The following is a 22,124-nucleotide window of genomic DNA, read 5'->3' as shown; positions in this document are numbered from 1 at the left end:
CCGACATGGCTGCAAATCTTTCATTCAAGGAACTCACCAAGCTGGTCGAGGATGGCTCGATAGATACCGTGGTGGCCGCCATCCCGGACATGCAGGGCCGCCTCATGGGCAAGCGCTTTCAGGCGCAATATTTTGTCGATACGGCGTGGGAAGAAAGTCACTGCTGCAAGTATCTGGTCGCGACCGATCTCGAAATGACACCGGTCGAACACTACAAATCCACCAGTTGGTCCTCAGGCCATGGCGACTACGTCATGAAGCCTGATCTGTCCACCATGCGTCGGCTACCATGGCTCAAGGGCACAGCCTTCGTGCTTTGTGACCTGCTCGACCATGCCAGCCATAAGGACGTACCCCACTCCCCTCGCGCCATTCTGAAAAAGCAGCTCGCCAGGCTGGCTGAACATGGCCTGACGATGACGACAGCCACCGAGCTCGAGTTCTTCATCTTCCGTGAATCCTTCGAGCAGATGCAGGACCACAAGTACCACGATATGACACCGGTGAGTCCATACAACGAGGACTACCACATTTTCCAGACCACCCGTGAGGAAGGCGTGATGCAGCCTATCCGAAATGGTCTCTATGGCGCGGGCATTCGCGTGGAAAGCAGCAAGGGCGAGGCGGATCCAGGCCAGGTGGAATTGAACATCCACTATTCCGACGCGCTCGATATGGCGGACACTCATGTCCTGGTGAAGAATGCGGTGAAAGAGATTGCCTGGCAGAACGGTCGCAGCGTCACCTTTATGGCGAAGTGGCACCACAGCGCAGCAGGCTCATCAGGCCACATTCATCAGGCCCTGTGCGACAAGAAAGGCAAATCGGTGTTCTATGATCCCAAAGCCAAGCATGGCATGTCGAAGATCATGCAGCAGGCCCTTGCCGGTATGCTCAGGCATGTGGATGAAACAACATTCTTTCTTGCACCTTATGTGAATTCCTACAAGCGCTTTGCCGCTGGCACCTTCGCGCCCACGAGCGCGGTCTGGTCGGTTGATAACAGAACGGCCGGTTACCGGGTCGTGTCACCAGGCACAGATGCCGTGCGTGTAGAGTGCCGGATCGGCGGCGCGGATATGAACCCATACCTTGCGCTGGCGGCACAGATCGCCTCGATGCTCGCTGGCATTGACGGCAAGATGACACTCGAAACTGAATTCAGCGGCAATGCCTATGGTGCAGAAGAGACCAGGCGGATTCCGAAGAATCTCCGTGCTGCGACCGCCGCGTTGCGTGGCTCAATCATGTTGCGTGAAGCCATGGGTGAGGACGTCATCGATCACTATGTGCGCGCAGCCGAGTGGGAGCAGGAGGATTTTGATCGCATAGTCACAGATTATGAGGTGCGCCGCGGATTCGAACGCGCATGATGATTGAGTCTGGAATTCACGATTTGGAAATCACCTTGAACAAGGCCGCGTAATGACACAGATGATTCGATGCATTTCGCCAGTCGACGGCGAAGTCTACGCAGAACGTCCTGCTCTGAGCATTTCACAAGCTGGTGACGCCGTCGCCAGTGCTACAGTCGCACAATTGGCCTGGGCCACCAGACCGCTCAGCGAGCGAGTAGCACTGGTGAAGGCCGGCGTGGAAAAGCTCGGTGAAATGAACGAACAGATCGTTGAGGAGCTGGCCTGGCAGATGGGCCGACCAGTGCGCTATGGCGGTGAGTTCGGTGGCGTGAAAGAACGAGCGTTCCATATGGCCTATATCGCCGCGGAAGCCCTAGCGCCAATCGAGATTGAACGCAATAGCAGGAGTCGCCGGTTTATCAAAAGAGTGCCCCATGGCGTCGTGCTCGTGGTCGCGCCCTGGAACTACCCTTATCTCACCGCGATCAATACGGTGGCGCCAGCACTGATTGCAGGCAATGCTGTACTGTTGAAGACTGCTTCGCAAACGCTGTTGGCCGGTGAGCACCTGGTGAAGGCATTCACCGAAGCTGGCATACCAGCGGATCTTTTTCAGAATGTCTTCCTGACGCATGACACAACCTCTCGACTGATTGCTGCACGAGCCTTCGACTTTGTGAACTTTACCGGCTCCGTGAGCGGCGGAAAGGCCATGGAACAAGCTGCGGCGGGCACATTTACAGGTCTCGGTCTCGAACTCGGCGGAAAGGATCCTGGCTACGTCATGGAAGATGCCGATCTGGATAAAGCGGTCGATACCCTCATCGATGGGGCGATGTTCAACTCAGGCCAGTGTTGCTGCGGTATCGAACGCATCTATGTCGTCGCCAGCCTGTTTGACCGCTTCGTCGAAAAAGCCGTGGCTATCGTCAGCCAATACAAGCTCGGCAATCCTCTTCAGCAGGAGACTACGCTCGGCCCGATGGCTCACAAACGCTTTGCCGACCTCGTGCGTGAGCAAACTGCCGAGGCAGTTCAGGCAGGGGCCAGGGCATTGATCGACCCTGCGCTGTTTCCGGACCAGCACGATGCCTACCTCATGCCGCAGATCCTCGTCGACGTCGACCACAGCATGCGTGTCATGAGGGAAGAATCATTCGGCCCTGTGGTCGGCATAATGAAGGTAAAGGATGACGCCGAGGCCATCGCCCTCATGAATGACAGCGACTACGGCCTGACCGCTTCACTATGGACCAGTGACTTCGACAGAGCCGAGCGCATTGCAGATCAGATCGAGACTGGCACAGTCTTCATGAACCGCTGCGATTATCTCGACCCCGCGCTGTGCTGGACGGGTTGCAAGGATACCGGCCGTGGCGGCGGACTCTCAGCAATCGGCTATCATAATCTGACCCGACCAAAGTCCTACTATATGCGGAGCCTCTGAATATGACACTGACTGCCAACTGGACTTACCCCACTGCGATTCGATTTGGCGCCGGTCGTATCTCGGAGCTGCCAGAGTGCTGCAAGGCATTGGGAATCAGTAAACCCTTATTGGTGACTGACAGAGGTCTTGCGAATTTTCCAATCACCCAGGCAACCCTCGACCTGCTGGAAAAAGCTGGCCTTGGACGGGCCATCTACGCCGATGTTGATCCCAACCCCGATGAACGCAGCATGGCAGCGGGGGTACAGACCTATCGTGACGGTGGACATGATGGCGTCATCGCTTTTGGCGGCGGCTCAGGACTCGACCTGGGCAAGCTCATCGCTTTCATGGTTGGGCAGGACAGGCCGGTCTGGGACTTCGAAGATATCGGCGACTGGTGGACTCGGGCGAAAACTGAAAACATCGCCCCGATCATCGCTGTCCCGACTACGGCTGGGACCGGCTCGGAAGTCGGCCGGGCTAGCGTCATCATCAATAGTCAGACGCATGTAAAAAAGATAATCTTTCACCCGAAGTTCCTGCCTTCTATCGTCATTTCCGATCCCGAGCTGACCGTCGGCATGCCGCCGGTGGTGACCGCAGGTACCGGCATGGACGCCTTCATCCATTGCTTCGAATCGTACTGCTCACCTTTTTTCCATCCAATGAGCGCGGGCATTGCGCTGGAAGGCATGCGAATCGTGAAGACCTATCTGCCTCGCGCCTACGCCGACGGTACTGACCTCGAAGCCCGTGGCCAGATGATGGCTGCGGCGGCCATGGGTGCAGTGGCGTTCCAGAAAGGCCTTGGTGCCTGTCATGCCCTGTCCCACTCTGTCGGCGCGATCTATCACACCCATCACGGCATGACCAATGCGGTCATATTGCCTGCGGTCATCCAGATGAACCGATCGGCGATCAAGGACAAGGTCTGCGATATCGCCCGCTACCTGAACATCAAAGGTGGCTTCGACGGCTTTGTGGATTACGTGAATGAATTGCGGGTGCTGCTGAACATTCCGCAAACACTCGGCGAACTCGGCGTCTCAAAGGATCGCATTGACGACATGGTGGCGATGGCACTGGAAGATCCGAGCGCAGGTGGCAATCCTGTGGTGATGACCGCAGAGAACACGAAGGATGTGTTAAAGGCCTGCTTCTAGAGCGGCCAGTGCACCTGTAGATTTCCACCACCGAAGCGAGCCTCGTGCAGGAGGATGCTCGGCGAGATGGTCAATACTGCGTTGTCTTCCGGCGACATGAGATACACGAAGGGGAAGGCCAGCTTGCCGATGAAGCCATCTTCATCCCGGCTTCGGTTGCGGCCGCTGTCAAAGCGCTGACTGATATCGACCCAACTGAGATACAGCTCCGGTGTGAGCTGTGTCCGTTCGGACACCTGGAAATCCAGGCTGCCGAATATCATCGGCTCCCGCCGGTCGATATCACCCACATCATCAAGATTGCGCCCGAAATAACCCTGCTCTCGAACTGACAGATAGCGAAGTCCTAGCGACGGCCTATTCGGGTGCGGCGTATAGGTCGACTGGAGCGTGATCTCCCACAGATAGCGATCGAAACCCACGGGAGTCACTTCGCCCTCCGCTTGCCTCAGTCGATAGGCGCGCTGCGTTCGCTCCCCCCCGATGTCCAGGGTCAGCCACCAGGCGGGCAGCATCCAGTCGTGTGTCAGCGCAGCACTGATGCTTTCGCTTTCTACTCTCAACTGCCCGGTATCGCTGACGATCACCGCTTCAGGCAAGTAATTCAGAGACAGTGTTGTACCAAGTCCCTCATCTTCTCCTTTCAGAGGCTGGTGCCACTGCAGAAAGGCGGTGGCCGGCTCGGTCTCGAACTCGTCTGCGCTGTCGCTTTTGGTATTGAAATACAGGTCTGGCAGAATCCAGCTGGCATGCAGCCAGCTCTCGTTGCCAAGGTATCTTCGCACACTGAAATAGGCATCAGCGGTGGACTTGTCTGCAGTGACATCACCCTGCAGCCAGACTTCAGTCTTCTCCAGAAGCTGATGGCGAAAGCCGAAGATCTGCCGCTCGTAAAGACCGTCAAGATCTTCACCACGCTGAATATCGAGCATGAAGGCCTGTCGACCATCATTGAACTCAAAGTCCTGCCTGTAACGAAAATCAAGATAGAGCACGTCGCTGCCAACACTGCCGGCTGTGCCACGAACGCCGAACTCAGTGGGGCCCGGATGTCGTTGACTGTGGCGATAGCTAAACTCGTGGAGATAGCGAACGGCATTGTAATTCTGGTCGCGGCCCTCAACCACAGCCTCGGTTCGCCATGGCTGGGGGATGTGGTCCGGGCCAACGTTCGCGAAAGCGACGGTGGGTGGGAACAGGAAAACCGCCAGGCAGCGGATATGATGATTCATGAAATAGCCCTGTAGTCGTAAATAGCGTCTTATGATCTGTGGATCTACCTCCAAGAATATACGGGTCCAAGTAAAGACCGAGTTTGTGAGCCCTCACTGTTGACTTCAATGGAAAACAGATGATATCAATGATATCATTCAAAGAATCTACCTTCATGGAGCCTACTAATATGGCGAGCCTTATTGTTCGCAACATTGACGATAATATCGCCAATGCACTGAAAGCGCAGGCAAGTAAGCATGGCGTGAGTGCCGAGGCAGAACATCGGCATATTCTTGAGCAAGCGCTGATGCGCCCTAAGAAAAAATCGCTTGCCGAAATTTTGATGGACATGCCCAACGTTGGAACAGATGAGGACTTCGCGCGAGTCGAGGTCGAAGAGCCAAAGCACGTCTTCGACTGATGTACCTGCTCGATACCAACGTCATCAGTGAAATTCGTAAAGGAAGCCGCGCTAATTCAGGAGTTACTACGTTTTTCCGCCAAGTCTCCCAGAACGACACGCAAGTCTACCTGAGCGCGATCACAGTTGGAGAGTTGAATCGCGGGCTCCAGCTTGTCCGTTATAGAGGCGACCTGGATCAGGCTACCATGCTGGAAAACTGGCTGAAAAAAGTTATCGCCGAATTCGAAGCCAATATCTTGCAGTTTGGTACAGAAGAAGCTTTTGTATGGGGACAATTACGAGTGCCCCGATACGAGAATGCTATCGATAAACAAATTGCTGCCACGGCGTTCGTATATGACCTTACCCTGGTGACGCGAAACACGCGTGACTTCGACGGTACGGGTGTGAAGCTGCTGAACCCGTTTTCCTGACCGGACAGACAGCTTCATCACCCGCCAAGGCACTAAGCGTTACAACGACTCGAGAAACTTCAATACTGCACGCTTATCACTAGCACCCAAGGCCTCATAAGCAACTTTCGACACCTCGCCTTCGCCACCATGCCACCTGATCGCCTCGTCGATCGTACGAGCACGGCCATCGTGCAGATAGCTCGCGCTTGGCGCACAGCGCTCGTAGCCGTCCAGGCCGAAAGCATCCCAGCCGCGTCCGCCGCTAACACCACCGGTCACGCAGGCTGACAGGCCAAGGCCCCAGAGTGGTGCTGTGCGCCATTCGCTGCCGCTGGCTATGCCTTCACCCAGATTGTCCGCAAGACCCGGTCCCATGTCGTGCAGAAGCAAGTCTGTGAAAGGCATGATGGTCTGGCTTCGCAGCTCCGCCAAGGGATGGTACTGACTGGTCTTTTGCTCAGGTGTGTGACAGCCGGCGCAACCAATGTCGTTAAACACGGTTTCACCACGACGCACCTCTGCATTGTCGTAGTCACGCTGGGGCCTTACGCCCAGCAGCGAAACATATTTCACCAGCCTGTTCACGTCGCCTTCGGCGATTTCTGCACCGCTACTGCCACATTCAGCCTGTTGAGGGCCACAGTCAGGCGAGGGCAACATTGCCGTCATGACGCCCATATCGGTATTGAACGCTGAGGCCACCTGATGCTTGACGCTGAAGCTGCCGGCCTTGTATCCAAAGCGGCCAAGCCGGGTTTCACCGGTCAGGGGATCCCTGACTTCCTGAGCCCGTCCGGAGATGCCATCGCCGTTTCGGTCGTCTGGGTCAGCCTTCGCCAGAATGCTCGCTTCAGGAATGGCTTCGAGCAGACCAATGCCGTTGATATTCGGAGCAAGCCTCGCCGAAAAGGTCTCTGGCGCGCCATAGCTGAATTCATAGTTCGGTGAACGCAGGCCATTAGCCTCGCTCCAGAATGCGATGGAAGGTACACCCTCACCAGCACTGGCATCGTTGATGCCAACGTTACGTGGCTGCAGAACCCTGCCCCGCTCAGGATCGGGACCGCCACTGGCATCGCCGATTCTGAATACCCAGCGATCCAGCGCATCACCGTTCGCCGCTACTGGCGCTCGTCCATTGCGAACATGGCAGCCTGCGCAGCGGTCATTGATGTAGTGCGTGCCTGCCTTGCCCGCCATGGTGCCGAAGGTACCGTTTTCAGGATTCTCGTCATGCGAACCATCCAGGAAGGACGTGTGATGAACACGCCGGCCCTCCACAAAAGGTTGGCCATTCTCATAGCCCAGATTGGTCGCCATCTGCTGAAAATGTCCGTCTGGTTCGGCGGTCATCTGCGCGTGCAAGGTGGTATCGCCACCAAGGCGAGCACGCTCTGGAACAGGCACTGAATCGCGTTGCAGGGTACGGCCTGGCGTAAAGACCGTTTTATCCGTCACGCTCCAGGGTACGATGCCCTCGCCTACGATATAGAGAAAGGTTGTGCCGTAATAATTGGACCTGCCGCGTGGCAGCGTTCGCTCATCGAGAAACTGGCTGATTTCGAACTCGAGTTTATCGCCCTTTTGAATCGGCCGGCCTTCGCGGCAGTTGTAAGTCTCTTCCTTCCAATAGTTTCGATTGTCGTTGGTGGCCATCACGCCATTGCCGCAGAATTCTGCGAGCGTATTGGTGCCGATGTACCACCATCGGTTCTCAGCTTGCAGGTCATCGAGCTTGTTCTCAGCCCGGACGTTCATGCGAATACTGTTTCCGCCCTTGGCCACCTTGTCGATGATTTCGATGGCCGCTGTACGATCTTCCCAGTAGAAGCTCAGGTAATGGTCGTAGGCCTGGAAGTGATTTTCCTTGGCGTGACGGTCCCGAGCTCGATCGGAGAAGCGGGTGACTAGCGCATCGCCGCGATCGAATTGAGTCGCCTGTTCCAGTTGCGTAGCCGGACCGAACAGGGGGATGACATTGCCGGTTCCGGCGGAGCCGTCACCGCCGCTATCCCCACCGCCATTGTCGCCGCCGTTGTCGCCATCATTTCCGCCGCCCGTCGTCCCACCGTCACCGCCGTCCGTGCCATCATCGCTGCCATCTGTACCATCGCCCTGATCGCCGTTGTCACCGCCGTCAGTTCCACCACCGTTCACTACGACGAAGGTCTGCGCTGGACTGTCAACAGCCCCGTTGATGCCTGCATCGAAATAGGTAAAGAAGTAAGTGATGCGATCCCCAGCTTTCAGCTCGCTTACCTTGTAGCTGTTCCTGCCGTTCTGCTGAGGCATCCTGAGATTGATCTGCCCACCGCCATTGACGCTGTAATGCACATCGGCCCAGCCGGCCGAATTTACGAAAAATTCGACCTCACCGCTACTGGTCTGGGTGAGCCCATGAACCTCATCGTTTCTATCGGGCCCACCTGTGGCAGTGAACTCAAACCAGTTTAGGTTGAGCGCCGCACTGTCGACAGAAACACGTACGCTATGCCGACCCCCGTTAGCCAGCGTGACAGCACCGAGCGGCTGGGTCTCGAAAGACTGCCAACCGCTGGTATTGGAGACAGTCTGGCTCCCCACTAGACGCCCGTCCACCGACAGGGAATACTGGCCGCCACCAGTGGCGGACGCCACGCGTGCGGCCAGCTCGTAGGTGCCGGCGGCGAGCTCGACATCGAATTCCAGCCACTCGCCCGCGTCCATCCAGCCTACGTTATAGCCACCGCCCGCGTCTGACGTCGCTTCGATATCGACGTCATCGTTACGATAGGCGCCGCCATTGTTACCCGCTGTCTGGTCGGCATAGCGATCATAGTTCTCAGCCTCTACCCGAAGCTTGCCTGACTGGGGTTCCGGTGCGTCGACCCAAACCTGCCCCTGGCCGTCGAGTTCATAGATGCGCACATAGTCCACTGTCATCTGCGCTGGCAGTGGTGCCGTCACCTGTGCATTGGTCGCGGCATCGGTGAAGTTGCCACCGACCGCGAGATTCAGCAGCAGATAAAATGGTTTGCGCAGTGCTGCCATGTCATCGTTGATGGTGATTGGCTGTTCGTAGAGGTCGGTTTCCACGCCGTTATCTTCTATCGTGAAGCGGATCTGCGAATCGGTCCAATAGGTGCGATAGGTAACGAAACGCTTACTCAGCGGCGTGGGCGCGAGATAGGCATTGTCGTTCTGCCATGCGGTACTGGCAGCGCAGGTCGGGTTACCCGCAGAGCAGGCACCGTCGGCATAGAAGATGACGTTCGCACCGACGAAGCTGTTGATATCCGCACCAGCAAAGCCGGCCTCCGCACGCCCCTGCGCCCGATGGCCTGATTCCATCATGTCGATCTCACCCTTCTTCGGCCAGGGCTCGTCACTGGTGCCGAGCATCCATACGGCTGGCCAAAGCCCGGTGCCGACGACTGGCTGCTGCATGCGCACCTCGATCATGCCGTACTGCACCGATAACTTATCTTTCGAATCAATCTTCCCAGAAGTAAAGATCTTGCCGTTATGCTGTCCTGCCAACTGCGCTTCTTGTCTGGCCTCGAGAACAAGCTGACCATTCGAAGCGAAGCTGTTTGCATCCCTGTACCACTCAAGCTCCTGATTGCCCCAACCACACAAGCCCTGTTCACAGCCGTCGCCTTCGATGACGTTCCAGACGTTTTGATTCAGGGAATTGAAGTTATCTTCCCACAATAGTCGCCCGACCTCTGCAGCGCTGGCCTGTGCACTGGTGAGTGCAGTAGCCAGAAGCGTCAAACCCAGGAAAAGGTGATTGGCAGGCAACCGACGAGTGGTGATGAGATCCATTTCAAAGCTCCATTGATCGTTATGAGCTGGAAGCTAAGCGATTGATTCGATCACGACATCGTCGGAATGGATGAGGACTGACAACCAGATGGCCTATTTGACTCATAGTGTGACGTGGTTACACCGAGGTTTTAATAAAAAACAGGACTGTCAGACGGATTCGCACGCCAATCTGGTAGGCGATTCAAGCAGGAGAGTCGTACCGCCTAAATTGAGAGCAGCGAGGAGCCGAATTCATGCATGACGATAATCAGCCAGAAAATGCTGCCAGGCGCTCGCTGTGGTCAGCTGCCCTCATCGGTGTCGGCATCATGGCGGCCGTGGACGAAATCATTTTTCACCAACTGCTCGGCTGGCATCATTTCTATGACGGGTCGACGCCAGTTATCGGCCTGATGTCGGATGGATTTCTGCATGCGGCAGAACTCATCGCTTTGGTCGCTGGATTCTTTCTATTGCTCGATGCCCGAAGGCACAGGGCGCTGATGTCGAGCTACGTCTGGGCCGGATTCTTTTTCGGCGCGGGGGCATTTCAGGTATTTGACGGCATCATCGATCATAAGGTGCTCAGGCTTCATCAAATCCGCTACGAGGTCGAAAACCTGCTCATCTATGACCTGGCGTGGAATGCTGTTGGATTGCTGTTAATTCTCATTGGCTGGATGATTTTTCGCAGGGGTAAAAACAACACTCATGTGCCCAATAGAGCTACCAGATCATGAACATCTGGCGTGTGCTGAGCCTGCTGTTTGGCCTCACCATGCTCGCCATCGCACTGGCGCCACCGCTGGCCCAATTTGCTCACAATGATTTTCGTGGTCACATGCTGCAGCATCTGCTACTGGGGATGTTGGCACCTTTGGGCCTGGTGTTTGCAGCGCCGGTCACGCTGCTGCTGGGTGCATTGTCAGCGAGCAGGGCTCGTTCGATCGTCATCGTCTTACAGTCACGCCCTGTGCACTTCGTCAGTCATCCCGTCACTGCGCTCCTGCTCAACGTCGGTGGCATGTACCTGCTCTATCTCACGCCACTCTATGCGGCAACGCTCGACAATCATTGGCTGCATGCGCTCGTACACATCCATTTTATCCTCGCCGGCTGCCTGTTCACCTGGGCCATCGCAGGGCCAGATCCGGGGCCATCGCGCCCAAGCCTTTACTACCGGCTGGTGATTCTTTTCATCTCCATGGCAAGTCATGCCACGCTGGCGAAGCTCATGTACGCCTACGGCTGGCCGCTAGATACTCCCCACGATCTGACTGAAATCCAGGCCGGCGCACAGCTGATGTACTACGGCGGTGATCTCGCTGAACTGCTGCTTCTGATCGCGCTTTTTTGTGCCTGGTACCGAGCACATCGCCACGACGGCCGACGCCGAGAGCGCTTATTACTGCGTTGATGATATCGAAGCATTCGTCTTTTCACGATATTCCGGTACGGGCAGTCCGCCGATCCCCCAATTTTCTAGATCGACTTCATCTATAACGACCACTGTAGAGTTCGGGTTCTTTCCTAGTACCTTGGCCAGAAGCTCAGTCACCCCAGAAATCAATTCAGCCTTCTGTTGCGTAGATGGCCCTGCTCCTCCGGGCCCTCCTTCCCGGGTTACCTTGATATTGACGTAAGGCATCATTGTTCTCCCTCATTAATGTAGTGAAAGGCCTTGGCGATGATCGCCCAACCGGCCGTGGTTCGAATGAGCGTAAGGCAATCGGTATAGCGCCTGCCCATCATGCTCATTTCGGCTCGAACGGTAGCGAGGGTCGGGCTAGCAATGTCCAGTGAAATAATGCTCCGCTCGGGCTGCTCGCTGTTCTCAACGGGCGCTACACGCTCATCAACAAGCTGAAGGTATTCTTTGACAGACAAGTTGACGTATCTGCCACTCACACAATTGATATATCTCGAGTCCGGGTGAAAGACTTTTGAAAGCACCTTGCTGTCGGCGTGATATAGGCCGTAGAAATAGCACATCAAAAGGCTTTGAATCCTGCTGTGGTCCTCTATCGCATTCATGGGGGGTTTCCAATTTCAGGCAGGCGAGATGCCTGCGACAACGAAATATTAGGTATTATCCCCTCAATAAAATAATATTATGTTATTAGCAAAACGATCATATTAAGTTATCAATTTATTTGAATGAAGGAGCTGCCGTGAAGCTTGAGCAATTGCGAGTTCTGGACGCTATTGTCACGGAGGGAAGTTTTCGCGAGGCGGCCGCTGCATTGCACAGGTCCCAACCCGCACTGAGTCAGATGATGAAAGCGCTTGAGAACGAGATTGGCGTGGTGCTTCTATCTCGTGAAGCTTACCGACCCAGGCTGACAGCTGATGGAGAAGCGTTCTATCGTCAAGCGAAAGCCGTTCTGGGCGAAATGCAGCTGCTCTCGAGTCTTGCATACAAGCTGGCGGCGAGGCAGGAACCGGAAGTCAGGCTATCTATCACGGCCACCTGCCCGCTCAGGTCTCTGCTGGACAGCGTTGGTAGGACAAGCATGCTGTATCCTGAGACGCATATACGGCTGATCAGTGACGCCATGGGCGGCTCGGCTGAGCGGCTTATGACGGGCGAAGCTGACATTGTAATTTCGACGCTGGATGGCTTGTCGACCGATGCTATTGAAGCCCTGCCCTACACAACTGTCGATATCATTCCGGTTGCCCGGCCGGACTACGGCCCAGCTCGCAGACACAGGAACAACAAGGTCGATATGAGCAGATTCACCCAGGTTGTCGTGTCTGGCACAGGACACGGTGTATTCGAACAAAGTAGGGATGTGCTCGAAGCTGGGCTACGCTGGACGGTGAGCGATTTCGCGGCGAAGAAAGAAGTCATTCTGAGTGGCATGGGCTGGGGCGGTCTCCCCGAGCACCTGATCAGGGCCGAGCTGGATGATGGCGCACTCGAAGCGCTCGAAATCGAAAATTTTCCGGTGCGCCACTCCCGACTCTATCAAATACGTCGAAGAGCGCATGAGACTGGCCTGGTCGCCGAAGCTTTGTGGGAAGCGCTGGCCAAGGGCAAAACGTAAGGCTGCTCCCGTTTATCGAGTTGGCGCGTGCTGCGATGACAGATACGTTAAAACTCCGTTACCAGCTATGTATCCGCTCGCCATACACGCGGTAAGCAAGTATCCACCTGTCGGTGCTTCCCAGTCGAGCATTTCACCGGCACAGAATACACCGCGATGCGCATTCAGCATCAGATCTTTTGAGAGGTCTTCAAAACGCAGGCCACCCGCGCTGCTGATAGCCCTGTCGAGACCGAAAGGCGCTCTGAGTAAAACAGGCAGGTGCTTGATCAGCCGGGCCAGCTGAACCGGGTCACTCATACTGTTGCTGTCGCCAAACTCCCTGAGCAGACCGGCCTTCACGCCGTCGATTCCTGCTTTGTTCTTGAGGTGCTTCGCCAGTGAACTCTTGCCCTGTGGCTGAGCGAGACGCTCGGCCAGCTGGACCTCACTTCGCCCCGGATTGAGATCGAGCCATAGGGTCGTTCTGCCCTTCTGTGCCACCTGTTCACGCGCAATGGCAGACAATGCATAGACCAGTCCACCTTCAAGGCCATCCTCGGTGACCATGAGTTCGCCACTGTGCCATTTATCCATACCCTGAGCAGCTGCGTTCAGTCGGGCACGTACCGACTTGATCGGCTGTCGAGCGAAGCGCTCTTTGAAATGCTCGCTCCAGCCGACCTGGAAGCCGCAGTTGCTCGGGCGAAACGGTGATATCGCAATACCTTGTGCGCCTAAAAAAGGCACCCATCGCGCGTCCGAGCCCAGCTCCGGCCAGCTGGCGCCGCCCATGGCCAGCACCGTTGCATGCGCATGAACCGACCTCACGCCTTCAGACGACTCGATCAGCAAAGAATCATTTTCCCAGCCCAGCCACCGCGAGCGCATGTGGAATTGCACACCCAGGCCTTTCAGACGTTTTAGCCAGGCCCGCAATAGCGGGGCCGCTTTCTTGTCTATCGGAAAAACCCGTCGAGACGAGCCAACAAAAGTTTCGATCCCAAGTCCATGAACCCAGTCCACGAGCTGAGACGGCCCAAACACATCCAGCATTGGCTTTATCTCAGCGCTGCGCTCAGCATAGCGGCTGACGAAAGCCGCAGGTGCTTCGGCATGGGTGAAGTTCAGCCCCCCTATGCCTGCACGCAGGAGCTTGCGACCTGCACTTGGCATGGCATCGAACACAGCGACGGAGACGCCTGCTGTGGCCATGACCTCGGCCGCCATCAATCCCGCCGGTCCGGCACCTACGACGGCGACTGTATATTGAGTTAAGCGATCATTCACAGCGAAACGGTATCCGAGCAACTCTGCGGTCAGCTGAAAATTCTTGGCGATCACGTTCGATTTTCTGCATCTCTTTACACTTCAGAACGATGAAAAATGGGGAGCGCAGGACGGCCGGAAATCGGGCATGCCCAAGGACACTAGAAGTCTTTGTCTGCTCTGCAAACAACCTTATACATCAGATCCGGCCTCAAAGATCCCTGCCCGAGGGTGCACGGTGGTTCCCTATGGGAATGACCGTGCGCTAGCTTGCCAAGGCAAAGACAGATTTGAAGGTAGTGACCCATGCTGAAGAAGTCGACTTCACCAAGGCCGGAGAAGTCGTGGTGCCGGTAGCGGCTTATGATGAGACAGGCGTAAAGGTGTTTACGGCAGATATCACGATGAGCGTGAAGCACTGAGCAAACATCACTGGGTGATCGAAAACTCGATCGCCCATGGATCAGTCGTCGGGACCGTGGCAGTCCACATGAAGCAGTGTTCAACAGTCTCCTGACTTAACAGCGTCCCACTTCCCGAAGTCACAGCGTCATCCTTTTCCGGATATACAGTGCCTTCGTCGGTATGTACGTGCACGTTGAAGTTAACTGAATACGGCGACCTGAACGCCCATTGCACTGGCTTATTCGCCTCGAGAACGAGACATTTCTCTGAAGAATAGCGCTCGATCGGACGCATACTCACGGTCGAAATCGTTTCGGCGAAGCTGGCCTGCGCACTCAGCGCAGCCAGCCCGCAAGCCATCAGAATTCGACGCCACACTCCAAGCGTTCTCCGAATCACTGATAGCTCCCTCATCGAGGCGATGGAAGCCGGAATTCAATTCCGGCAGAAAGGAGGTAACTCGGATCCCTACTGAATTCGAAGCGCTGGAATTCGGCCTTCACAGTCCAGCGCTCGTCGATACGGTAATCTCCCCTGAACCCATAGAAAAGATCACGCCCGTCATCATCGACATTGGACACATCAACACTACCTTGATCAGTATCAAAGTCGCCTTCCCAGAAGAATATACCCAATCTGGCGCCAACGCCGAGTCGTTCAGTTAATGCATGGCGGTAAGCCACTGAAGTCACTACGCCATGCCCGGACTCAGGATGCACCCTCGCGATTCTTCGATCGATCTGTGCTGAGTCGAATTCGACTTCAACATCGCCGAGGTCCAGATACCCCAGTTCCAGGGCGATGTTGTCGGTCAGGTGGTACCCACCTCCAAAGTCGTAGGCAAAGCGTGCATCTTCAGTGGAGTCCACATTGGCGTTATAACCCTTGTCATTGTATCGCGCTCTCAGGTCCGATTCGCTGATTGGCGTAACGGCATAGCCCAGAGCCGCACTGAGAAATACCTTGCCCGGTTCGTAAGCCACAGTCTCGGCTGTTTCTGCAGAAGCCCCCGAACAGCTGACGGCGAGCGCTACCGCAACAGGCGCTGCTGCCCCTTTGAACAGAGGCCTCGACTGAGTAGCTGCCCGACGACGTCGAAGTACCGCTGCAAGCCCACCCAGGAAGAGCATGGCTACTGTTTCTCCGCCCAGCGAACCGCTACCACCACTGGTCTTCAGTCGGCCGGTGCTAGTGAGTCCAGGAAGGACACTAACACCGCCCGGGTCGGCAATAACACCATTCACATCGCCATCAGCGTCGTTCGGCCCACCATCTTGCAGGGTCAACTGTACGCACCAGAAACCTTCCAGCAGACCTGACTGGTACAGATCGCTACCGGCTGGTGGGCAGAAACCTGCTTCACCGGGCGCAGAAGCAATATCGTTCCTGCTATCCTCAACAAAATCCTGCCAACCGCTCGATGGCAGATACTTTCGGTAGAAAGCATTGGCAGGAATCGCAGCGCGCTGTGGGATCACAACACGAACCGATTGACCTGGCTCAGCGATGTCATCGATCGTGAAATCAAATATCCCACCGACGTTTTCGGCTGCCGGGTCTGCTGGCAAGCGCAGTTTTCCACCATCGCCAATTTCAAGCGCCCGGTCTATCAGGCTACCACCAGACTGAGCCAGCAGTGAATACACACCAAGCTTTATACAGCTGCCTGGATCGCTCTCCATCAGGTAGCGTTGACTGTCGGCAGTATCTTCTGGAATCGCGCTGCAATCGAGCGCGGCGCTGTCGAGATAGTCGGGAATGCCATCCTGGTCGCTATCACTATAGCCTTCATCGATATCCGAGATGCCATCGCCGTCACTGTCCTGACCAGCGGCCAGTGCCGGCAAGGTGTCAACAGCTCTGAGGTTGACCAGAACAGTATCGATAAGTGCAGGTTGCCCGCTGTCTGCCACACCGAGCAGAACGGGATAGACAGTATCCAAGGCCATGCTGCCAGGATCCAGCGTCACGGTCCGTGCGTTCTGTTCGAGGACGGTCAGTTCGCCAGTGTCCCATTCGAACACATGCACGTCCTGGGGATTGGCATCTTTGACATCTCCAGATATGACGACCGGTCCACCATCTCGAGTCAGCAACAGGCGATTAGAGCCACCCTGCATGACACGAACCGACGCTGCGGGCTGAATGTTACGCTCGCTAATGGTGAGAACAGTCTGATTTGCCGGCCCGCGATTATTTTCGCCCGCAAGCGTAACCACCACTGTCTCGTCAGCCTCAATAGCAGCATCCAGACGGATATTGACGGGTATTGTCGTCTGAAGACCGGATGCAATGACAGCAACGCCACTCACCAGATCATGATCCTGCGGCACAGCAGCTGTGCCACTTACGGAATACGGCACCGTTACAGGATAACTCGGCGCTGGTCCATTCAGGATGACCTTGATCTCTGCTTTCGCACCTTCGGGCACAGTCTGGCTCTTGCTCAGACTCACCAGAGGCAGGACGTTGAGAATCTGCTCCGAAACACCGACGTTGCCAGCCGCATCCTGAGCAGCCCACACGATCTTGTGGCGCCCCGGCGGAAAGAATGGCTCGTTATCCACTATCGAACGTGGATAGGGTGAACAGCAACTCGAACCGTCCCGACCATCGGAGGCTGTAGCCAGCCCCAGGGCCTCTAGCTGATCCCGGGTCACCTTAGTGCGCAGACCAGTGGCATTGATGGTCACTTCTGGCGGTGCAACAATAGCCGGTGGCTGTCTGTCAGTTCTGAACACCTGTTCGTAGTCAGACACACCATTCCCATCTGTATCGAGGAAGCTTCCAGCATCCAGAGGATCTGTGCTGTCCTTGTTGATCTCGACGTAATCAGGCACGCCATCGCCGTCCGAATCCTTGAACTTCTCGTCGTCATTCGGATCTGTCTGATCGACTACGGTTTCAACGTAATCCGGAATACCATCCCCATCTGTATCCTTGAACTCGTCTTCCAATCCAGGGTCTGTGCCCTGCGAGACTTCGACATCGTCAGGCACACCATCACCATCAGTATCTACCGGAGGCGTGACCGTAATTGAGAACGTTGGCAGTGAACTTGAAAGCCCACTTGAGTCTGTTACCGTGATGACTATGCCGGGAAACGTTCCAGGTACTGCCGCTGCCGCGTTTCCGCTTAATTCCCCTGTAGCTGTATTGAAAGTTGTCCAGGCAGGTTTGTTGGCGATTGAGAAGGTCAATACCTCGCCAGCATCGCCATCCGTCACTGTTGGCACGAAGCTATAAGTAGAAGAAGCAGTCGTCGCCGGCGTGCCAGAAATCACCGGGGCGTCAGGCGTGTTGCTGAACTGGATACTGGCTGGCGCAGGCGTAGTGGCGTCTGTACCGTCTGAAGCCGACACATCGTAGCTTGGAGCTGTCTCTGCGCCATTGTGAACGAAGCGAATTTGCCCGAGATCCACGGCTTCCTGAGTAAAGGACGTCACAGCTACACCGGGCTGGTTGGTCGACTCGAACTGACCGTTCACCACGTTCGATACCGTGAGTGTGATACCACTACGAGGGGTATCCGGATCGGCAAAATTGAGATCCTCTGTACCAAGCGTTGCGGTGCCGCCCTCGGGGATGATCAGGGAATTGGATGCACCGACAGGACCACCATTTACTGGGCGGCTCGGGTGATCCTGAACATCCACATAGAAGTTGTAGGAGTTCGACTTGCCATCCTTGTCCTGCAGGAACAGCGAGAGGTTCCGGTCACCGCTCGTACGCAAAGAAAAGGTATCCTCGTAAGTCAGGCTGCGAACCAGTTCTGTCAGTGCGGCTGGAGTGGAATTCGCCCCAACCAGAGCGATTCGAAGTGCTCGACCAACGCCGTCTTCGTTTGCATCGATCTGCCCGATTTTCACACCTTCATAGAAGATCTCATTACCAGTTCGGCTGATCTGTCCGGAACCGGTCCCAGCAGAGGCCACACTCAGTATTTCGCTCTCTCCATCTGTGAAAGAGACATTGAACTTGAGAACACCGCCATCGAAATCGATGTTATTGGCATCAGTGACGACAGCATCGACATTCAGGTCAACGATCTGGTCCACTATCGCGCTATACACTGTTCGGTCTGCTTCCAGGTTCACAATTCTGGGTGCGTCGGGATCTGGCACAATGAAGTTCAGTATCAGATAGCTTTTAGTCGTTGCACCACTCGTATCACGAATTTCAAAAGTCACAGGATAGGCTGCTGGATCGAGATTGAGCGGGTCGAAGATAAACTCGCCTTCGGTTCCAGTTTCAGTGAGCGCACCCCTGACGTTACCCAGGCTGGTCGTCTCGATCGCAGTACCGTTCACCTCGAAGGTGTAAGTGCTGCCTTTCTCCACGATGACGTTTCTCGTCTCAGGAATGTTACTGGACGTAGAGAAGGTAACCGCTTTCTTCGGCTGAAGATAAAGAATGAAATCGACATGAGACTTCGACTTATTCACGCCGTTTGAGTCGACATCCTCCGCCACTACCCCGGCGCTATATAGCCCTGCAGGCAGGCTGCCAGAACCAGACCAGGTCACCTCGCCAGTATTGGGATTGATCGAGAAACCTTGTGGCTGGACAGAACTACTTCCACCCAGCTCCTCCAGATTGGCCAGGCGAAACTTCAGCTTGTCAGCATTGGGATCGGTGGAGCCAGTGTCGAAGGTGAAATTCGCCAGGGGCGAATCATCCTGCTGCAATTGCGGTACTTCGAAGATAATCGGCAAATCGATTTTCGGTGGCAGATTGCCGTTGGCGAGATTGATGATGGTCTGAATATCCCAGTTGCCACCAGAGTTGTTCTGAAGATTTGATATCCGACAGCAGCTGGAATACCGGACCTTGTATGCAGTCTGCAGGTTGAGGTCCTTGGCCCGGAACACCTGAGTCACCAGCGTGTACTGGCCGTCAGCGGCACCAGTGTTAAGATTCACGATATCGTTCGACCCTACCTGCGTAAAACTCAATGCCGGAGAAGATGTTGGCATAGGCAGGTTTTCACCGTTCAGTCGCCACGCAGTCTTGACCGTTACCTCAACGTCGTTTTGCAGCCCGTCTCCATCCAGCTCAAGTCCCTGCCAGGTGATGGATCCACCTCGAAAGTGGCTGGCCATGGCCAAAGTGGGCAACAGCCCGATAACTGCCAATGTAAAGCCAACTACTCGGCTCGTTCTTCGCCTCGACACTACCTCATCACCCACGCTAGCTCTCCAGATAGAACCAATAAACGCCGTCCTTTTAGTGAAAGCTTGCACGGCAATTTCGAAAAGTTTAGACGTGGTTCAATGAATATCTGGTGAGGTGCAGATGAATTTTGTAAAACTTTGTTTCCGGCGATTGTCATACGACGGTGGCCAGAGGTTTCGAGGGTCTGGACGATAAATTGCACAACGACTATTGAGGCAATGACTTCGGCCGTTGCCAGCAACTCGCGCCTTCAGGTTTGTCAGCTTTTCGACAGTACTTCAAAATGAGCTCAGCTAAAAATCGCAGCCACGTGCTCAACTGCTACAGTCTTCCTACACTTTTGACAATATGGTTCTGCTCATTTCTTGGGCAGGCTACGACGTGCCCTCAGTGGGTGTGCAGCGCCATTACAGGCTGAAAGCAGATGATGACAAAGTACAGAACGCGTGACCTGACCTGTCTACTGGTCTGGTTCGTGGCTTTTTTTGTATCCGGCGCATGGGCCGACAGTCCGGCTACCACTATAGAGCTGCCACCAAAAACCTTGCCCTACCCGGTGGGACAGCACTTCGAATACCTGGTGTCTGCAGATAGGGAACTGTCCCTTGAGGTGATCCGGACTTCCAGTGAGTTCAGCTGGACCGCGACCGACACGGAAAACCCCAATTTTGGCTTTTCTCCCGATACGTACTGGTTCCGCAGCCATATCGTCAACACTTCAACCGACCATGTCAGGTGGCTACTCAGTCTTGGCTATCCCTTGCTGGATGACATCGAGGTGTATGCCTTTCAAGAAGATCGTCAGCTCGCTCACTATCGAACTGGCGACAGGTATCCATTCAACGAGCGCCCAATCGCAAACCGCAATTTCCTGTTTCCCCTGCTGATCGAGCCTGACAGCAGGATCGCCTTATACATTCGAATTCGCACGACCAGTGCTGTTCAGGCGCCACTGGCCATCACAACCCAGGAAGCCTTGCTGCAGACCGAACAGACCTTCCTGATGGTACAGGGCATGTATTTTGGCATCATTGCCATCATGTTTTTCTACAACCTGTTCGTGTTTTTCTCGACCAAGGATCGCACCTATCTTCTGTACGTCCTTCTGGTGCTTGGCATAGGCGGCTTCCAGTACAGCATGCATGGGTTCTCCTACCAGTTCATCTGGCGAGACTCGCCATGGATGCAGGACCGAATGACTGGAATGTTCGTCGCGCTAACCTCTTTCGCCGGCGCGTGGTTCACGATTCGATTTCTCAACCTTCGGGTTTATTCATCCTACCTCTATTACATTCTTGCATGCCTCTCAGGAGCCGCTGGGGCGGTAACAGTGTTCGCACTGATCCTGCCCTATGAACATGTCATCAAGACCGCCGCCATGCTCGGATTCGGCTTCATTATCGTGGCCTCTGTGTCCGGCTTCTATGTATGGCATCGGGGCTACAAACCAGCCCGATTATACAGCCTTGCCTTTGCCAGCCTGTTGCTCGGAAGTGCCTTGCTGATACTGAATAAATTTGGACTGATTCCGCTGAATTTCATGACTGAAAATGGCCAGCAAATCGGCTCGCTGGTCAAGCTGGTCCTGTTGTCGTTCGCACTGGCGTATAGGATCAAGGTCCTTCGGGAAGAAACTGAGCAAGCGCGACTCGAAGTCACTCTGGGCCTCGAACAGCGAGTCAGGGAGCGTACGCTCGAGCTGGAAGAGGCCAATGAGAAATTGCAGAAACTGTCATCTTCCGATCCACTCACGGGCGTCTATAACCGACGATATTTCACCGAGCAACTTGCCATCGAGTGGAAGCGTGCCAAACGAGATGGACATCCACTCTCTATCATCATGATCGATATCGATCACTTCAAATCATTCAATGACCGCTTTGGGCATCTGGTCGGCGACGACTGTCTGCGCTTTCTTGCGCGTCACCTTTCCGATGCTGTCTGCAGACCTGCCGATATGATAGTGCGCTATGGTGGAGAAGAATTCGCGGTCGTGTTACCAAACACAGAAGAAAATGGCGCCCGATCCGTTGCCATACGCATCAAGCAGAATCTTGATCAAAACCTGTTCCAGGTTGACGAGGAGCAGATTCGCTTAACGGTGAGCCAGGGTATCGCCACAACGGTGCCTCAACTTGGCGATGAAGCCTATGAAATGCTGATCAGCTACGCTGACCAGGCCCTGTATGAAACCAAGGCAAAGGGCCGTGATTGCTGCTGCATCTATAATATGTCGGAGACTGCACTCCCCCCATACTAGTCTGTGCGACGGTTCGTGCGGGCTGAGACTGCGTAGCCCGCTACTCGGTCTCAAGCTGCGGCAAGTGACGGGTTACTTCTGCTCGACTCACCTGAGCGCCATTGACATTACTTAACATTGCAGCTGGTTTCGATACGGAAACTGGTGACCCTGTTCACACTTCCAAGGTGATCATCAGAAAGTTCAGGTATTGCGCTGACCAGTACATCT

Annotated in this window: 16 protein-coding genes and 1 pseudogene; 10 read left to right on the top strand and 7 right to left on the bottom strand. The window is 55.2% G+C overall.

Features of this window, described 5'->3' with window-relative positions; translation table 11 throughout:
• Positions 1 to 5: 5 nt before the first annotated feature.
• The 3 genes from ABD735_RS00995 to ABD735_RS00985 are packed head-to-tail and all read left to right on the top strand — an operon-like array spanning position 6 to position 3,953.
• The gene (locus tag ABD735_RS00995) at positions 6 to 1,373 is read left to right on the top strand and encodes a glutamine synthetase family protein (RefSeq protein WP_344802372.1); all 1,368 of its coding nucleotides are present in this window, start codon (positions 6 to 8) and stop codon (positions 1,371 to 1,373) included.
• Positions 1,374 to 1,425: 52 nt separating this feature from the next.
• Positions 1,426 to 2,805, top strand: a complete 1,380-nt coding sequence (locus ABD735_RS00990) for an aldehyde dehydrogenase family protein (RefSeq protein ID WP_344802370.1) — start codon at positions 1,426 to 1,428, stop codon at positions 2,803 to 2,805.
• A gap of 2 nt (positions 2,806 to 2,807) precedes the next feature.
• Positions 2,808 to 3,953 carry an iron-containing alcohol dehydrogenase gene (locus ABD735_RS00985; RefSeq protein ID WP_344802368.1) on the top strand — a complete coding sequence of 382 codons (1,146 nt, stop codon included), beginning with the start codon at positions 2,808 to 2,810 and terminating at the stop codon, positions 3,951 to 3,953.
• Here ABD735_RS00985 and ABD735_RS00980 read toward each other — a convergent pair.
• On the bottom strand, positions 3,950 to 5,185 hold the full coding sequence (locus ABD735_RS00980) for a hypothetical protein (RefSeq protein ID WP_344802366.1): 1,236 nt from the start codon (positions 5,183 to 5,185) through the stop codon (positions 3,950 to 3,952). The two genes, ABD735_RS00985 and ABD735_RS00980, sit on opposite strands and share 4 nt — an antisense overlap.
• A 170-nt stretch (positions 5,186 to 5,355) precedes the next feature.
• Between ABD735_RS00980 and ABD735_RS00975 the strand changes: the two genes are divergently transcribed.
• Both ABD735_RS00975 and ABD735_RS00970 read left to right on the top strand, forming a co-directional pair.
• Positions 5,356 to 5,589, top strand: a complete 234-nt coding sequence (locus ABD735_RS00975; RefSeq protein ID WP_344802364.1) for a FitA-like ribbon-helix-helix domain-containing protein — start codon at positions 5,356 to 5,358, stop codon at positions 5,587 to 5,589.
• The gene (locus tag ABD735_RS00970; protein ID WP_344802362.1) at positions 5,589 to 6,005 is read left to right on the top strand and encodes a type II toxin-antitoxin system VapC family toxin; all 417 of its coding nucleotides are present in this window, start codon (positions 5,589 to 5,591) and stop codon (positions 6,003 to 6,005) included. Before ABD735_RS00975 ends, ABD735_RS00970 begins: the two co-directional genes overlap by 1 nt.
• 39 nt (positions 6,006 to 6,044) lie before the next feature.
• Here ABD735_RS00970 and ABD735_RS00965 read toward each other — a convergent pair whose 3' ends face one another.
• Positions 6,045 to 9,794, bottom strand: a complete 3,750-nt coding sequence (locus ABD735_RS00965; RefSeq protein WP_344802360.1) for a di-heme oxidoredictase family protein — start codon at positions 9,792 to 9,794, stop codon at positions 6,045 to 6,047.
• Between the two features lie 236 nt (positions 9,795 to 10,030).
• Here ABD735_RS00965 and ABD735_RS00960 point away from each other — a divergent pair, with 236 nt between their 5' ends.
• Positions 10,031 to 10,516, top strand: coding sequence for a DUF2243 domain-containing protein (locus ABD735_RS00960; RefSeq protein WP_344802358.1), 486 nt, complete (start codon positions 10,031 to 10,033; stop codon positions 10,514 to 10,516).
• The gene (locus tag ABD735_RS00955; protein ID WP_344802356.1) at positions 10,513 to 11,193 is read left to right on the top strand and encodes a cytochrome c oxidase assembly protein; all 681 of its coding nucleotides are present in this window, start codon (positions 10,513 to 10,515) and stop codon (positions 11,191 to 11,193) included. The genes ABD735_RS00960 and ABD735_RS00955 overlap by 4 nt, the downstream gene beginning before the upstream one ends.
• Here ABD735_RS00955 and ABD735_RS00950 read toward each other — a convergent pair.
• Both ABD735_RS00950 and ABD735_RS00945 read right to left on the bottom strand, forming a co-directional pair.
• Positions 11,182 to 11,427, bottom strand: coding sequence for a tautomerase family protein (locus tag ABD735_RS00950; protein WP_344802354.1), 246 nt, complete (start codon positions 11,425 to 11,427; stop codon positions 11,182 to 11,184). The genes ABD735_RS00955 and ABD735_RS00950 overlap by 12 nt on opposite strands.
• The gene (locus tag ABD735_RS00945) at positions 11,424 to 11,810 is read right to left on the bottom strand and encodes a nuclear transport factor 2 family protein (protein ID WP_344802352.1); all 387 of its coding nucleotides are present in this window, start codon (positions 11,808 to 11,810) and stop codon (positions 11,424 to 11,426) included. The genes ABD735_RS00950 and ABD735_RS00945 overlap by 4 nt, the downstream gene beginning before the upstream one ends.
• Positions 11,811 to 11,947: 137 nt before the next feature.
• Between ABD735_RS00945 and ABD735_RS00940 the strand changes: the two genes are divergently transcribed.
• On the top strand, positions 11,948 to 12,826 hold the full coding sequence (locus tag ABD735_RS00940; protein WP_344802350.1) for a LysR family transcriptional regulator: 879 nt from the start codon (positions 11,948 to 11,950) through the stop codon (positions 12,824 to 12,826).
• A 12-nt stretch (positions 12,827 to 12,838) separates the two neighbouring features.
• Here ABD735_RS00940 and ABD735_RS00935 read toward each other — a convergent pair whose 3' ends face one another.
• Complete coding sequence (locus tag ABD735_RS00935; RefSeq protein WP_344802348.1) at positions 12,839 to 14,149, bottom strand: TIGR03862 family flavoprotein; 1,311 nt, start codon at positions 14,147 to 14,149, stop codon at positions 12,839 to 12,841.
• A 206-nt stretch (positions 14,150 to 14,355) separates the two neighbouring features.
• Between ABD735_RS00935 and ABD735_RS00930 the strand changes: the two are divergent.
• Positions 14,356 to 14,496, top strand: a pseudogene (locus ABD735_RS00930) (DUF4442 domain-containing protein); the annotation flags it as partial.
• Between the two features lie 7 nt (positions 14,497 to 14,503).
• On the opposite strand, the gene ABD735_RS00925 reads toward ABD735_RS00930, so the two are convergent.
• Both ABD735_RS00925 and ABD735_RS00920 read right to left on the bottom strand, forming a co-directional pair.
• Positions 14,504 to 14,878 (bottom strand): hypothetical protein, encoded by a 375-nt coding sequence (locus ABD735_RS00925; protein WP_344802346.1) that lies wholly within the window; start codon positions 14,876 to 14,878, stop codon positions 14,504 to 14,506.
• 11 nt (positions 14,879 to 14,889) lie between these two features.
• A complete protein-coding gene (locus ABD735_RS00920) occupies positions 14,890 to 19,668 on the bottom strand; it encodes a cadherin-like domain-containing protein (protein WP_344802344.1) in 4,779 nt (1,592 codons plus the stop codon).
• A 410-nt stretch (positions 19,669 to 20,078) separates the two neighbouring features.
• Here ABD735_RS00920 and ABD735_RS00915 point away from each other — a divergent pair, with 410 nt between their 5' ends.
• The gene (locus ABD735_RS00915) at positions 20,079 to 21,914 is read left to right on the top strand and encodes a sensor domain-containing diguanylate cyclase (protein WP_344802342.1); all 1,836 of its coding nucleotides are present in this window, start codon (positions 20,079 to 20,081) and stop codon (positions 21,912 to 21,914) included.
• The last annotated feature ends 210 nt before the right edge of the window (positions 21,915 to 22,124 follow it).

The sequence above is a fragment of the Allohahella marinimesophila genome, assembly GCF_039538005.1.
In the GTDB taxonomy this organism is placed as follows: Bacteria; Pseudomonadota; Gammaproteobacteria; order Pseudomonadales; family Oleiphilaceae; genus Allohahella; species Allohahella marinimesophila.
Note: the sequence above shows the minus strand (reverse complement) of the source record. Positions and strands in the feature narration are given on the sequence as shown.

Excerpts from the sequence above, each read along its gene's own strand:
- ABD735_RS00945 (WP_344802352.1), bottom strand. The coding sequence starts at position 11,810 with ATGAATGCGATAGAGGACCACAGCAGGATTCAAAGCCTTTTGATGTGC.
- ABD735_RS00950 (WP_344802354.1), bottom strand. The coding sequence starts at position 11,427 with ATGATGCCTTACGTCAATATCAAGGTAACCCGGGAAGGAGGGCCCGGA.
- ABD735_RS00965 (WP_344802360.1), bottom strand. The coding sequence starts at position 9,794 with ATGGATCTCATCACCACTCGTCGGTTGCCTGCCAATCACCTTTTCCTG.
- ABD735_RS00970 (WP_344802362.1), top strand. The coding sequence starts at position 5,589 with ATGTACCTGCTCGATACCAACGTCATCAGTGAAATTCGTAAAGGAAGC.
- ABD735_RS00990 (WP_344802370.1), top strand. The coding sequence starts at position 1,426 with ATGACACAGATGATTCGATGCATTTCGCCAGTCGACGGCGAAGTCTAC.
- ABD735_RS00995 (WP_344802372.1), top strand. The coding sequence starts at position 6 with ATGGCTGCAAATCTTTCATTCAAGGAACTCACCAAGCTGGTCGAGGAT.
- ABD735_RS00980 (WP_344802366.1), bottom strand. The coding sequence starts at position 5,185 with ATGAATCATCATATCCGCTGCCTGGCGGTTTTCCTGTTCCCACCCACC.
- ABD735_RS00975 (WP_344802364.1), top strand. The coding sequence starts at position 5,356 with ATGGCGAGCCTTATTGTTCGCAACATTGACGATAATATCGCCAATGCA.
- ABD735_RS00985 (WP_344802368.1), top strand. The coding sequence starts at position 2,808 with ATGACACTGACTGCCAACTGGACTTACCCCACTGCGATTCGATTTGGC.
- ABD735_RS00960 (WP_344802358.1), top strand. The coding sequence starts at position 10,031 with ATGCATGACGATAATCAGCCAGAAAATGCTGCCAGGCGCTCGCTGTGG.
- ABD735_RS00955 (WP_344802356.1), top strand. The coding sequence starts at position 10,513 with ATGAACATCTGGCGTGTGCTGAGCCTGCTGTTTGGCCTCACCATGCTC.
- ABD735_RS00915 (WP_344802342.1), top strand. The coding sequence starts at position 20,079 with ATGATGACAAAGTACAGAACGCGTGACCTGACCTGTCTACTGGTCTGG.